This is a genomic window from Bacteroides sp. An269, assembly GCF_002159755.1.
Taxonomy (GTDB): domain Bacteria; phylum Bacteroidota; class Bacteroidia; order Bacteroidales; family Bacteroidaceae; genus Phocaeicola; species Phocaeicola intestinalis.
Map to the genome: position 1 here is coordinate 13198 of NZ_NFJG01000047.1, position 15187 is coordinate 28384.

9 protein-coding genes are annotated in these 15187 nt (G+C 50.2%); 4 read left to right on the forward strand and 5 right to left on the reverse strand.

The window, feature by feature from the left end:
- Nucleotides 1-71: 71 nt before the first annotated feature.
- Together B5F71_RS10280 and B5F71_RS10285 are read left to right on the forward strand one after the other, a co-directional pair.
- Entirely contained in the window at nt 72-1019 is a 948-nt protein-coding gene (locus tag B5F71_RS10280) for a hypothetical protein (protein ID WP_087209939.1), read from the forward strand.
- Nucleotides 1020-1543: 524 nt separating this feature from the next.
- Nucleotides 1544-3199 (forward strand): hypothetical protein, encoded by a 1656-nt coding sequence (locus B5F71_RS10285; protein WP_087209942.1) that lies wholly within the window; start codon nt 1544-1546, stop codon nt 3197-3199.
- 92 nt (nt 3200-3291) lie between these two features.
- Here the strand turns inward: B5F71_RS10285 and B5F71_RS10290 are convergent, their stop codons facing one another.
- The 5 genes from B5F71_RS10290 to B5F71_RS10310 all read right to left on the reverse strand — a co-directional run bounded on the left by B5F71_RS10290 (nt 3292) and on the right by B5F71_RS10310 (nt 10775).
- Nucleotides 3292-4461, reverse strand: coding sequence for a TolC family protein (locus B5F71_RS10290; protein ID WP_022038867.1), 1170 nt, complete (start codon nt 4459-4461; stop codon nt 3292-3294).
- 85 nt (nt 4462-4546) lie between these two features.
- The gene (locus B5F71_RS10295; protein ID WP_087209944.1) at nt 4547-7648 is read right to left on the reverse strand and encodes an efflux RND transporter permease subunit; all 3102 of its coding nucleotides are present in this window, start codon (nt 7646-7648) and stop codon (nt 4547-4549) included.
- 105 nt (nt 7649-7753) lie between these two features.
- Nucleotides 7754-8881, reverse strand: coding sequence for an efflux RND transporter periplasmic adaptor subunit (locus tag B5F71_RS10300; protein ID WP_022038869.1), 1128 nt, complete (start codon nt 8879-8881; stop codon nt 7754-7756).
- A gap of 115 nt (nt 8882-8996) precedes the next feature.
- Nucleotides 8997-9413, reverse strand: a complete 417-nt coding sequence (locus tag B5F71_RS10305; protein WP_241148589.1) for a DUF6769 family protein — start codon at nt 9411-9413, stop codon at nt 8997-8999.
- 72 nt (nt 9414-9485) lie between these two features.
- Nucleotides 9486-10775, reverse strand: coding sequence for a hemolysin family protein (locus B5F71_RS10310; RefSeq protein ID WP_022038871.1), 1290 nt, complete (start codon nt 10773-10775; stop codon nt 9486-9488).
- Nucleotides 10776-11250: 475 nt separating this feature from the next.
- Between B5F71_RS10310 and B5F71_RS10315 the strand changes: the two genes are divergently transcribed.
- Nucleotides 11251-13572, forward strand: coding sequence for a TonB-dependent receptor (locus B5F71_RS10315; RefSeq protein ID WP_087209950.1), 2322 nt, complete (start codon nt 11251-11253; stop codon nt 13570-13572).
- Nucleotides 13573-13612: 40 nt separating this feature from the next.
- Nucleotides 13613-15067: a DUF4374 domain-containing protein gene (locus B5F71_RS10320; RefSeq protein ID WP_087209953.1), complete on the forward strand. Its 1455-nt coding sequence runs from the start codon at nt 13613-13615 to the stop codon at nt 15065-15067.
- The last annotated feature ends 120 nt before the right edge of the window (nt 15068-15187 follow it).

The window sequence follows — 15187 nt, forward strand, 5'->3', positions numbered from 1 at the left end:
TTTTTCTGTGTAATCCGATGATGAACTTATTTGCTAATGAACTTTATAATCTGTGTAATCTGTGGTGAAAAATGTTGAAGAGTAAGTATTTCGTACCGTTCCTGTTGCTGCTGGTGCTTGCTACGGCTTGCCGCTATCAGCCTTTGGTGCCTTCTTCCGCAGAAGAGGGAGGCGACTCCGTCCGTTTCTATTCGCGGATGTATGCCCTGAACAGCAATTTTCAGATAGAGGCAGACACACTATGGCTGCATGTGCTTCCGTTTATGGATACGGTACCGCTGCTCCGGGGCGATGAAGTGGTGGTGGCGGAGTTTGATGTACATCCGCAAGATTCCGTCGACTCGGTGTGGGTGAAAGTGGCACGCGACCAGGAGACCATCGGGTGGATTCAGGAACACCGCCTGCTGGACAATATCGTGCCGGTCGACCCTATCTCGCGCTTCATCCATTTCTTCAGCAACGCCCACACCCTGCCTTTCTTCCTTGTACTGGCGGTGTTTTTCCTGTGGTTCGTCTACCGGGCGGTGCGGCGCAAGCAAATCAAGCTCATCTGGCTGAACGATATCGATAGCGGCTTCCCCATCCTCTTGTCCTTGCTGATGGCAATAGCCGCCACTACCTACAACAGCATCCAGCACTTCGTGCCCGAGACGTGGGAACGCTACTATTATGCCCCCACGCTCAACCCCTTTGATGTGCCCTTTATTCTCGGCTTTTTCATCGTGTGCGTTGCCCTGGCATTGCTGGTGGGTGTGGCGATGCTCGACGACCTTTTTCACCAGACCAAAGCAGAAGTAGCGTTCTTCTACCTCGTGGGGCTGGTATCGTGCTGCATCTTCATCTATGTGTTTTTCACCTACGTCAATGTTTATATCGCCTATGTATGCCTCGTGGCGTATGCCGCCGGCTGCATCCGCTGGCTGTGCAAGCCAGAACGCTACCCCTACGTATGCGGCGCATGCGGTGCCAAGCTGCGTACCAAGGGCATCTGCCCCCATTGCGGCGCGCTGAACGAGTGATGAATATTTTCACCGCAGATTACACAGGTTCACATTATTATATGCACAGGCATATGCATACGCTTGCAGGAAGCTTTGCATATATATCAATGAATTATGCAATATAATTGCCTTACGGGTGAAAAGAGAGAGGCTATGGCGTTACAATTGTTACAATTACAGTAATTTGAAATGACTTTTTAGACGAAGAAAAAAGTGAATTAAAAATTTATATTATATATATTATAATATAATATATATAATATAATATTCTAAATGATTTTTCTCTCTTCCGGACAACGGGATTGAAAAAGCGATTTCAATTAACTGTAATTGTAACAATTGTAACGGGTAGTACAGACAGCACCTATAAGATTCCTTGCATAAAAGAGAAAGATTTTTATCACTGCAACTATTTGATTTTCAATAGAAAACACAAAATATCTATTTTTGTTAACAAATTTTTACACATACCGTTTTTTATTCTGCCGATTATTCACAAAAAATGCATATCTTTGCATTATAAAACTTTAAATGTAATAGCTATGACCGACCAATCAATCACACCTTGCCCGCTGAGTTTCAAGGGCATCCCCTATTCTGACATTATCAACCGCTGGTTTTCGCTCGCCGGAGGCGAACCTGTAGAAGGAGAACGCAACGACAAGCTGCACCGCCTGGCTTCGCACCTGCGCTACATCACGGACAACAACGAAGAAACCCTTTTGCAGATTATGCCGCGTTACGGGCTTCCGGAAAAGGAAATGAAGGGGCTGATTCATTCGGCGTGCTCGGCGAAATGGTATTCGGTGCCGAAGCTGATGCAAGAGGCTTGTAGGGGCGTATCGCATACGCCCGAATGCGCCAACGAGGGCACCAATGAGGATGTGTGTGCAGATGTTTCCGGGCGTATGCAATACGCTACAGTGCCCCCCGAATTGCCCAAACGTCTTCCCAAGCTTATCCGCCTTCTTGTGAGCCGCACGCCCGAAGTGTACAGGCCTGCCGTGGCGCATGCAGTATTCCCTTCGTTGGCAACCCATTTGCATCAAGTGCGCTTCAAGTATATTGACAATGTGGAGCATGAGGCGACCCTTATGAACGTGCTCATGGCGGGGACGGGTGCCGGAAAAGACTGCATTTCGGAGCCGATAAACCGCATCATGGCAGACATCCGGCGCAGGGATGAGGTGAACCTGCGCAGAGAGCGCGAATGGAAGGAAGAGGTGAACTCGAAAGGAGCGAACAAGGACAAACGCCAGCGCCCCGAAGGGCTTATCATCCAGGAGATTGATGCAGACATGACCAATCCGGCATTCGTGATGCGCACCGCCGAGGCGGAAGGACATTTCCTCTACACGAAAATGAACGAGATAGACCAGTTCGATGCCCTGAAAGGGTCGGTGCGGGGACGCCAACAGTTCCAAATCATGTGCCTTGCGTTCGACCCCGGAAACCGCTACGGGCAGACACGCGCCAGCGCACAGGCCGTGACGGAAAAGGTCACCATCCGTTTCAACTGGAACGCTTCGACCACCGTCCAGAAAGGGAAGAAATACTTCGCACGGGTACTGACCGACGGACCTATCTCGCGCATCAACTTCTGCACCATTCCCGAACGCGAAATCGGGGCGGACATGCCGGTGTATGGCAAGTATGACGCGGCTTTCGACGAGGAGCTTCGCCCGTACATCGAGAACCTGAACCGTGCCACGGGACTGATTGATTGCCCGCAGGCATACAAGCTCGCCCAGGAGATGAGCGCCGAAAACGCGGAGTGGGCCGTGCTCTCGCAAGACCGTGTGTACGAGAACCTTTCGTTCCGCGCCAACGTGATAGCCTACTTGAAGGCATGCGTGCTCTACGTGGCGAACGGGGAGAAATGGGAAAAGTCGATAGAAGACTTCGTGCGCTGGTCGTTCCACTACGACATGTGGTGCAAGCTGGAGTTTTTCGGGGAAGCGATAAAGGAAACGATGGACGAAGACAAGCGCCCACTGTACGGCAGGCACCGTCCGGGCAGGCGCAACCTGCTGGAGCTGCTTCCCGATGAGTTTACGCATGCCGATGCGGTACGTGCGCGCCGGACAGCAGGCATGAGCGAGAAGGGCACCAGCAGCATGCTGAGGCAATGGGTATTCCGCCGTTACGTTACAATTGTTACAAATAACAATTATCAAAAACTGAAGTTCAAGGCGTAGAAATGAAGAATGAAGAATCGCTTCGCCCGCATGGAATTGGCTTACGCCGAACGTTGTTTCTTCATTCTTCATTCAAAAAAGATTCTTCATTCTCAAAGTCTGTTCTTGTAAATCTCCGCCATCAGCTTCTGGTACCGGTTCTCCAGCTCGATGTATGCCTGAAGGTTGCGGTAGATGTTGTCTGCCTCGGTATAAAATTCGATGATGGAGAGCTGACCCGCCTTTACGGCTTCGTTGAGCAAAGCCAGGGTGCGGTGCATCAGGACGACATCGTACGCCTGCATCGCCTCGCGCAACTGCTGCATTTCGTTGAAACGGGCATGCACGTCTGCCGCCGCTTGCAGGCGGGCATTGTCCAGCGCCAGGCGGGTACTCTCCACTTGCAAGCGGGCTATTTTCCCTTTTTTCCGGTTGGAAAACAAGGGCAGGCTTCCACCTATCAGGAAACCGTTGCTTTTCTCGTCAAGCGACGTGTTGCGCCTGTAGCCGACCTCTATTTTGGGCAACCAGCTCTGGCGGTTCACCTTCAGCTCCTTCTCGGCGGCACGCGCATCGGCATCTGCCGCCAATAAACCGGCATCGGTAGCCATCACCTCATCGTAAAAGGCATTGCAGTCTTTCAGTTCCTCCACGTGGGGATAGGTGTCTGCTGTAAATTCCAAGGGCATGTTTCCGTTCATTGCCAGCAACTGCTGGAGTGCGGTGCGGTGGGCGGCATTGTTTTGCGCCACTTCGGTCTGCACGCTCATCCGTTCCATTTTGATTTTGTTCACTTCGAGGATGCCCGCATCGCCTTCTTCCAGGCGTTTTTCGAAGAGGGCAAGCAGCTCGCCGGCATTCTTCGCCCGCTCCTCCAGCAAGGCGTGTTGCTGGTTGAGCATTATCAAGTCGAGGCAAAGGTTCTTGGCACTGAGCAGGATATCGCGGCGTGCCGCCTGTTGCCTGCGGTCGAGAGCCGCCTGCTTCCACTTGCCCGACTGGCGGCGTGCACCGTAAAGCGTAGGGAAATCGAAGCCTTGTGTCACGACCAGTTCGGAGCTGGACATGCCGGTGATGCCCCGGGTGTAGAACGGGCTGTATTCCACCGAAGGGTCTTCGAGGTTGTTTTCCGCCTGCACTTCGAGTTTCGAGGCGAGCGTGCTTTGCCGTTGTGCCTGAAGCTCCTTGTTGTTCTGCTCCACCTGCCGGAGCACTTCGTCTATGGTTTGTGCCTGCATCGGCGCTATCGCAAGGCAGGCTATGGCTAATGTAATGTATTTCATTGCTGTATGCTTTTTTTCACCACAGATTACACAGATTCATAAAATTATTTTTTCTATGCTTTCTGTGGTTGATTGTTTATCTTTTTTAATCCGTGTAATCTGTGGTGGAAGACCGGTGCATCAGTTCGTACACGATGGGGACGATGAAGGCATTGAGGAAGGTCGATGTGAGCAAGCCTCCCAAGATGACTTTCGCCATCGGACTCTGTATCTCGTTGCCCGGCAAATCGCCGCGCAAGGCAAGCGGAATCAAGGCCAATGCCGATGACAAGGCGGTCATCAGAATCGGATTCAAACGGTCCAGCGAACCGTGGACAATGCACTCGCGCAAGCCCATGCCCTGCTCTTCGCGCAACAAGTTGTAATGGCTGATAAGCAACATACCGTTGCGGGTGGCAATGCCGAAGAGCGAGATGAACCCGATGATGGCAGGGATGCTCAGCTCGCCCGTGGTGCAAAGCAGCACAAACACGCCTCCTATCAATGCCAGCGGCAGGTTGAGCAGGATAATGGCACTCTGCACCCCGTTCTTGAACTGGACATAGAGCAGCAGGAATATCACCACAATGCTCATCAACGAAGCAAGCAGCAAGGTACGGCTGGCGGCTTGCTCGCTTTCGAACTGCCCGCCATACTCGATATGATACCCTTCGGGCAGGCGGATTTCATCGTCTACCCGCTTGCGGATATCGTCTACCACACTACGCAGGTCGCGCCCGCTGGTATTGGCGGAGATGACGATTTTACGTTTCACGTTCTCCCGGTTGATGGTGTTGGGACCCATTGACGACACCACATCCGCCACATAGCTCAAGGGCACTTTCCGTCCTTCGGCATCGTCTATCATCAGGTCACGGATGCGTTCGATAGAGCCACGGTTGTCTTCGCTGGCACGCACCACAAGATTGAATGCCTTGCCGTTATCGTACACTTGCGACACGGTCTCGCCCGCCATATTCACCGTGACAAACTCATTGAACTGTGCCAGCGAGATGCCGTACTTCGCCAACATTTCACGCCGGGGGACGATTTTCAGCTCCGGACGCTCAATCTGTTGCTCCACGTTCAGGTCGGCAATGCCCTCTACGTCTTTCACGGCATCCTTAATCTGATTTCCCAAAGCGAACATACGGTTCAGGTCATCCCCGAAGAGCTTGATGGCGATGCTCGCCTGCGTGCCGCTCAGCATGGCATCGATGCGGTGGCTGATGGGCTGGCCTATCTCGATATTGGCTCCGGTAATGACCGAAAGCTTGCGGCGTACCTCGTCGAGCAATTCCCGGTGCGAGCGGTCTTTCAGTTCGAAGGGAGCTTCCAGCTCGGACACGTTCACGCCCAGCGCATGCTCGTCCAGCTCGGCACGCCCCGTCTTGCGCGCCACGGTCTGTATTTCGGGAATGGAAAGCAGGATTTCCTCTGCCTGCCGCCCTATCTTGTCGGACTCTTCCAACGAAATGCCCGGCAAGGAACTGACATTGATGGTGAACGAACCTTCGTTGAACGAGGGCAGAAAGCTGTGTCCCAAGGTAAAGAACAAGCCCAGTGCCACCACAAAAAGAGCAACGGTACCCGTCAGTACGCTCCGCTTGTGAGCCAATGCCCACTCCAGTGCCCGTGCGTAATACTTGCGGAGCCACACGGCAAGGAAAGCTTCGCGAGGCAATCCTTCCTTCTTTCCGCCTCCCAGCAAATAACTGCAAAGTACCGGCGTAAGGGTAAGTGCCACCACCGTAGAAGCAAACAAGGCCACGATGAAAGCGATGCCCAACGGCACCAGCATCCGCCCCTCCATGCCACTCAGGAAGAACAGGGGCACGAAGCTCACAATGATAATCAACGTAGAGTTGAGAATGGGCATACGCACCTCGCGCGAGGCGTTGAACACCACTTCCCGCACCGGGCGGCGTTCGCCTGCCGGGAGCATCCGGTTCTGGCGCAAATGCTTCCATACATTCTCCACGTCTACGATGGCATCGTCTACCAGCGAACCGATGGCTATCGCCATACCGCCCAGACTCATGGTATTGATACTCAGCCCCATGTAATGCAACACCAAAACAGCTACCACCAAAGACAAGGGAAGCGTGACGAGCGAAATCACCGTGGTGCGCACATTGGCAAGGAAAAGGAAGAGCACGATAACTACGAATATCGCCCCTTCGTAGAGCGAATGCTGCACATTGCTGATGGAACTCTCGATAAAGCGTGACTGGCGGAACGTATCGGTGGACACACGCACATCGGGCGGAAGGTTCTTTTGCAGGTCTTTCAGGGCGGCTTCCAGCTTTTCGGTCAGTTCGATGGTGCCCGTATTGGGTTGCTTGGTCACGGTAATCAGTACGGCAGGTTTCCCTTTCTCCGATGCCAGTCCCAGCTTGGGCTGCTGGGCACCGATGCGCACATCCGCCACATCTTCCAGCACAATGGGAACACCTCCTGCGGTCTTAATCACCGCACGTGCCATTTCCTGTACATCTTCGGTAGACACCACTCCGCGCACAATATACTCGTTGCCATATTCATAAATGACACCTCCGTTGGTATTCTGGTTCATCCCGCGGGTCACTTCCATCACCTCGCCCAGCGTAACGCCGTAATGTTTCATCCGCTCGGGATGAAGCAGAATCTGGTATTCTTTGATATCGCCTCCCAATACCGCCACCTGTGCCACGCCTCCGGTAGAGAGCAGGCGCGGACGGATGGTCCAGTCGGCAAGCGTACGCAGGTCGAGCATCGAAGTGCTGTCGGCGGTAAGCCCTACAATCAGCAGTTCACCCAGAATGGACGACTGGGGGCCCAGTGTAGGATTGCCCACATTCTCAGGCAGGCTCTCGCCCACCGTAGCAAGTTTTTCGGATACAATCTGGCGGGCAAGGTAGATATCGGTATCCCAGTCGAACTCTACCCATACCACCGAGAAACCGGTGGTAGAAGAAGAGCGCACCCGGCGTACACCCGTAGCACCGTTCACCGCGGTCTCGATGGGGAAGGTGACGAGTTGTTCCACTTCTTCCGCCGCCATTCCCCCGGCTTCGGTCATCACCACCACCGTGGGCGCGTTCAGGTCGGGGAACACATCCACCTCGGTATGGAAAGCGGTGTAGGTTCCTCCTATGAGCAGAAGCACCGATGCCACTAATACCAGCAAGCGGTTCTGCAATGAAAAATGAATGATTTTGTTCAGCATAAAAAAATTTGTTATGTTTTTAGCCTCACCACAGATTACACAGATTCACTATTAATTATTAATTGTTAATTAAAATCTGTGTAATCTGTGGTAGTAAAAATAAAATCAATGATTGTGCGTATGTGCGGGGATGGCATTGCTTGCCGAAGCCAGTTTTACATGAATGGCACCTTCAGTCACCAGCCGGTCGCCTTCTTTCAGTCCCGAAAGGATTTCTACATGCGTGCCGTCGTCCAGCCCCGTCTTTACCTCCTGTTTCCGATAGCACTCGTCATCCATCTGCACGTAAACGAACTTTACGCCCTGTTCTTCGGTAAGTGCCGAAAGAGGGACACTAATCACCCCTTCACGCCCGTCCGACAATAGCCAGACTTCGACAAAGGCTCCGGGAAGCATCTCGCCACGGTTGTCAAACTCGAACGTGACGGGGATATAATAAGAAGTGTCGCCGGTAGACTTGCCATACGAAAGCAGACGTCCGCCCAGCGAATCGAGCCGATAGACACGCTCATCATACGAAGTGCGGAAATTGGCGGAAGACACCTTGCGCAATGCCGGATAATAACGCTCCGATACATCGGCACGCAACCTCAACCGGCGTGTCTGGGTAATCGTCAGCAAGGGCTGGCCTACGGTCACATAATCCCCCTCTTTCACCAGGCAAGACTTCACATAGCCCGAAATGGGTGCCTGCACCGATACGCCCTTTCCGTCATGGCTGGGCGAAAGAGCTTCGTAAGCAACACGGGCATTTTCATAAGCTTCTTTCAGCACATTAAAGTCTTTTCTCGAAACTATCTGGCTATCTACCAGTTTAGAGGCACGTTCGTATTCGTCCTTGGCGGTTTCGTAAGCGATGCGTGCACGGTTGACGGCATCCCCGTCCTGAATACGACTTCCCGACACGTTCAGCACGGCATTTCCGGCTGCTACACGCATGCCTTCCGTAAGCGGGCGCACAAACGAGACGACTCCCGCCGTACTTGCCACTACCGCCGCCTCATCGCCCTGCACGGCAAGTATCTGTCCGCTGGCAGGGATAACTTGGCGGAACGTGCCTGACTTTACGGTTTCTACTTTCACTCCTGCCGCCTTCGCTTTCTCCGGAGCCAATACAATCTCTCCCGAAGCTCCGTGTGCGGCTTCTTCTTGATGTGTTTCTTCCTCGTGTCCGTGGGCGTGCTTCTCTCCTCCCCCACACGAAGCCAGTGCCAGCAAGGCAAAGGCTCCCATCCATAAACTTTTTGTTCTGTTCATATCTGTTTCTGATTTTATCCGTTTGTTTTTACGCGGCAAAGATACCGCATCCCTAAGGCAACTAAGTTGCATTTGTTCTACTATAATAAAATCAGCAAACAGGGGGAGCACGCAAGCCCGTATTGCAAGCTACATCCTGCGTGTGCAGGTTCTCGATGTACATCCCGTCGGAAAGCAAAGTCGCTTCGGGCATGTACACCAAGTGCAACAAGTAAGCAAATGTATAAAGAAAGGAATAAAATGTATAGTCGGGAGACACTGTATCCTGATGATGTCCGGTCGTGGCACACTGGAAATGCGTAACACATCCCACCGTACATGTATGGCGGTCACCATCGCCTTCGTGGTGCATGCCAGCCGTATTACAATCCTCACCCGCACAAGTAGCCAGGTCGGCATGCAAGCAAAAAAGCTCCGAATGGTGATGATGAGGGAAAACGGAAGCTATCTGCATCACCATGCAGACTAACAAAAACCAATGTGTTATGTATTTCCGTTTCCTTTTCATCTTCTTTTTCACCACAGATAATATACAACTGGAAAATATTTTTCTTGTATTTCTTCTCTGCCCCGATTATGATTATTTATTTTGTGTACCCTGTGGTGAGACCGTAACCAGCACTTTGTCAATGCGTGCACCGTCCATATCCACAATTTCAAGATGGAAGCCGTTCCATTGCAACGTTTCGCCACTGGTAGGAATATGTTGCAACTGCTGGAGAATCAATCCGCCCAGCGTATGATATTCGGCATTCTCAAACAAGTCCTGACGGTCGAAATAACACAAAAAGTCATACAATGCACATTGTCCGTCAACCAGCCATCCATCACCTGATACACGTTTTATAATATCCGGTTCCTCACCCGGAGCATCCATCGTCCCTACCAGACCTTCCAGAATATCACGCAAGGTAATAATACCTGTGCACACACCGAACTCGTCACACACCAGCGCACGACTGATTTTGCGCGCCTTCATCTGCTCAAGTGCCTTGTATACATTCATACTTTCGTGGAAAAAAACAGCCTCGTGAATAAGCGCTTCCAACTTAAAATCAGGCTCGTAAAGGTGCAATACCAAGTCCTTCAGGTTTACTATGCCTTTCACGTGATCCAGGTCGCCTTCGGCTATCGGATAAAATTCGTACAGCTTCTGGCTCAGCAACTTCTTCACCTCATCGGCTCCCATATCAGTATCCAACCATACGATATCACTCTTGTGCGTCATAATCGAACTTACTTTCAGGTCGCCCAACAAGAACACACGTTGCATGATATCCTGTTCCACCGGCTGCACCTCACCATCTTCAGTTCCCTCCTGAATGATGGATTTTATCTCTTCCTCAGTCACCTTGTTGTCTGCTTCCTTAATACCCGACAGGTTAAATATCAGTTCCGTACTTTTCGAAAGAAGCCATACAAAAGGCAATGCCAGCGTAGAAAGCAAATTCATCGGACGCGAAACAGTCTTTGCAGCCTGTTCGGCAATGCTTAACCCAATGCGCTTAGGAACCAGCTCACCAAAAATAATGGTCAGATACGTGACAATCACTACAATGATTCCCTGCGCCAAAGTAGCAGAATAGTTCACAGGTATACCCCACGAAACCAAAATATCCGAAAAATCGCTCGCTATTTTATTACCCGAATAAATACCAGTAAGAATACCGATGAGGGTGATGCCGATTTGTACCGTCGAAAGGAAACGGTCGGGGTCGTTTGCCAGCTTGAGCGCTACGCCGGCAGCCTTGCTTCCCTTTTTTGCATCTGTAGAAAGCCGAGTTTTTCGGGCTGATATTAATGCCACCTCGGACATGGAAAAAATACCGTTAAGTACTATCAACCCGACAATTATAAGAATTTCGTCCATAAAAATATAAAAGTGTTTCCGGGCGGCAAATATAGTGGAATGTTCAATGATAGAGAAAGAGAAACCAAAGTATTAAATAGTTTTAACAAAAGCACCAACAAATACAAACTCCTATCCTGAAAACTACTTTGAATTTATCGTGTGCTGATTTAGAATGAGCTTTTGAGGCGTTTTAGCTGGTATGGTGAAGAAAATAGCGGATTATCTGACGAAAAGCAGAAGCGAAGATGACCCAAAATTCGCCCACAAAAAACACATTCATAAAACCAATACCCCCAAAAGTAGGTAAAAACAAACGCAAATTACAAAGGCGGAATACCTACTTTTGGGGATTGCAGCACAAAAGCAGACTCCGTACCTTTGCAGCGTAATTAGAATCATTAAAAATAACAATAAAAAAATGACAAAACACTGCGTCCTCACATTAATTTGCTTATTAATGTGTTCTCTCACTGTTTCGGCACAAAAACGAGCCATGCTGTCGGGAAAAATCATTTCGGCAGAAAATAAAAGCATCATCGACTTCGCCACCGTTTATCTGAAAGGCACCAGTTATGGATGTACCACCAACGAACGGGGCATCTATCATCTGAAAGCTCCCGCAGGTACCTATACATTGGTAGTTTCCGCCATCGGATTTGAGACATTCGAAGAACAAATCACCTTGAAAAATGAAGAGCGTACCCGGCAGACCATCGTGCTAAAGACTGCTACACACCAACTGGATGAAGTGGTAGTAGTATCCAACGGGGTGAGCCGTGTGCAGAAATCGGCATTCAACGCCGTAGCACTGGACACACGGGAGCTACACAACTCCACCAAAAGCCTGAGCGATGCCCTGACCCAACTGCCCGGACTGAAACTGCGCGAATCGGGAGGCGTAGGCTCAGACATGCAACTGATGCTGGACGGTTTCTCGGGCAAGCATGTAAAAATATTCATCGACGGAGTACCTCAGGAGGGTGCTGGTACAGCATTCGACATCAACAACATACCGGTAAACTTTGCCGAACGTATTGAAGTATATAAAGGAGTGGTTCCCGTAGGCTTCGGTACCGATGCTTTGGGAGGAGTCATCAATATTGTGACCAACAAGCGTCGCCGTAGCTGGCATCTGGACGCTTCGTACTCGTATGGATCATTCAATACGCACAAATCATACATCAACTTCGGACAAACCTTCCGCAACGGACTGATGTATGAAATAAACGCTTTCCAAAACTTCTCGGACAACGATTACTACATCGACAACTATATTACCGAATTCGGCGATGATGGCATAACAGAAAATACCGACCGCAATAAAATCTATCACGTACGCCGCTTCAACGACCAGTTTCATAACGAAGCCATCATCGGGAAAGTGGGTCTTGTAGACAAAAAATGGGCAGACCGCCTGATGCTGGGTTTCACCTTCTCTAATTTCTACAAAGAAATACAGACAGGTGTATACCAGTATATCGTCTTTGGTGAGAAACACCGCAAGGGACACTCGTTCGTTCCTTCACTGGAATACAGCAAACGCAATCTCTTCACCAAAGGACTGGATGTGATGCTGACCGCCAACTATAATCATAACATTACAAATAACATCGACACCGCCACATATAAATACAACTGGCTGGGAGACCGCAAGTTCACCGGAAGTCATGGCGAACAGTCGTATCAAGACAACGAATCAAAGAATACCAACTGGAACGGAACCTTTACCGCCAACTACCGCATCGGAACGGCACATACATTTACGTTGAATCACGTCTTGAGCACCTTCCGGCGCACCACCCGTTCGTATGTAGACGGGAGTTCAAAGATTTCCGACTTCAGCATACCTAAAATCACACGCAAGAATATCACGGGCCTCTCATACCGCCTGATGCCTACAGAAAAATGGAACTTTTCAGCTTTCGGGAAATATTACAACCAGTATAACCAAGGCCCGGTATCGCAAAGCGAAGACGGTGTAGGCAATTACATCGACATGCACAGGCATACCAGCGCATTCGGATACGGAGCCGCCGGCACATACTTCATCATCAAAGGGCTCCAGGCAAAGCTTTCGTATGAAAAAGCATACCGTCTGCCTACCACCGATGAGCTATTCGGCGATGAAGACCTGGAAGCCGGTAAAACCGATCTGCGTCCCGAAAAAAGTGACAACGTGAACTTCAACCTCAGCTATAACCGCCAGTTCGGCAAGCACGGCATCTATGTGGAAGGTACGCTGATTTACCGCGACACGAAAGATTATATCCAACGCGGACTGAGCACCGTAAGTGGAATGAGTTACGGCATCTACGAAAATCACGGACGGGTGAAGACGAAAGGTTTCAACATATCGGCACGTTACAATTACTCCCGCTGGTTCTCATTGGGAGGCACATACAACAACATCAACGTACGTGATGATGAACGTTACACTGCGGAAAATACCCAGCAGCAAAGTGCCACGTACGGCCAACGTATGCCGAACCTCCCATATGTTTTTGCCAACTTCGATGCCACCTTCACATGGCACGACCTTTTCGCCGAAGGCAATGTACTTACCATATCGTACGACGGATACTACCAACACGAATTCCCTTTATATTGGGAACGCTTTGGCGACCCTTCTACCAAGAGTCGAGTACCCGAACAGCTCTCACATAACCTGAGCATCGGCTATTCGATAAAAAACGGACGGTACAACCTCTCACTGGAATGCCGGAACCTGACGGACGAAAAACTTTACGATAACTTCAGCCTCCAAAAAGCCGGCCGTGCCTTTTACGGCAAATTCCGCGTATACTTCGGAGGATAATGACTGGAACAGAAATTATTTAACTTAAATACAAACAAGGATGAAGAAAAAACATTTCTCATGGGCACTGATGGCTGCCCTCTCTTTCGGCTGTATCTGTACTACAGCTTGCAGTGATGACGAAACCGTACAAACCGAAGAACCGGATCCTACACCCGACCCTAATCCCGATACCCCTACAGACGAAACCCTCAGCCGTTTCGTAATTGTGGCAGAAGCAGGTCAAGGCTCCAACACAGCAACTTACCTCGTAACGTCCGAATCGCTGGACGAAGGTCAAGTGACGGCTTTGGGCAACGGATACGAGACCGAAACAGCTTCCAACTGGATATTCTATCGCGAAAACTACCTGTTCAGCTTCCAATACAACGATGGAAATAACGGAACCGGTTTCTCCTTTAAGCTGAACGATGCCGGCAATGTAGTGGAAGACCGCCAGTACACATTCAACCGTACGACAACATACGGCACGTGGGGAGACAATGTAATAACCGCCTCTACCAATGCCGGCACCGCCGAACAAGACAACGAAGGCAATTATGCCTATTATCTGCAATTCAATTACCTGAGCGTACTGGACGGAAGTACCGTTACCGGAAGCCGTATTGCCGAAAACTTCCTGGGTAATGGTGAACGGGTAAGTTTTGCTGGCTTTGTAGAAGCAAACAACCGCCTTTACACATCAGTAGTTCCCATGGGGATGAGCCACTATGGCGTAAATACCTATCCCGAATATATCGTAGACCCATCGTATGTGGCAAATGGAAGCGGAGGAAGCGGTTCGGGACAATATACCGCTGGAATGATTCCCACAACCCAGTATCCGGACAGTGCTTTCGTCGCCATTTATAGTGGAGACGATTTCAACGAGACTCCTGTCATTGCCCGTACCGGTAAAATCGGTTTTGCCAGCGGACGTATGCGCTCTCAATACTACCAGACAATTTGGGCAGCAGACAATGGCGACCTCTATGTATTCTCACCGGGTTACGGACGTACTACCACCACACCGGTAACCAATAACGACGGTACCCAGTTCAACCGCGTGCAAGGTCAGCTGCCTTCGGGAGTAGTGCGTATCAAAGCAGGCGAAACCGTATTCGATGATAACTATTACGTAAATCTGGAAATGCTGGGAAACAAAAACCCAATGTTCCGTTGCTGGCACATCACAGACGATTATTTCCTGCTTCAAATGTATAGCGAAGGAGCCGAAAATATGAGTGGAACCAGTGCTCCACGCAATGAATTGGCTGTATTCAAAGGCGAAGAAGGCACACTGACCGTAGTAACCGGCTTACCCGATGCCAATACACTTTCCAGCATCGGCACCCCGTGTAGCGACAATGGATACGCCTATATCCCCATCGTAACGACCAGTTCCGAAAACAGCCAGACCATTTACCGCATCGACCCCACTACAGGCGTGGCTACAACCGGCCTGCAAGTAAATGATGTCATATCTGTATCGGCATTAGGAAAGCTCTCAAAATAACGGAATAAACCTTTTCACCACAGAATTCTAAGACTTGCACAAGTTTTATGGCGGAATATTTTTGTTAAATAAGTTAAACGGGTGGGTTTCCCTGTCCCGTTTAACTTTTATAGTTCATAA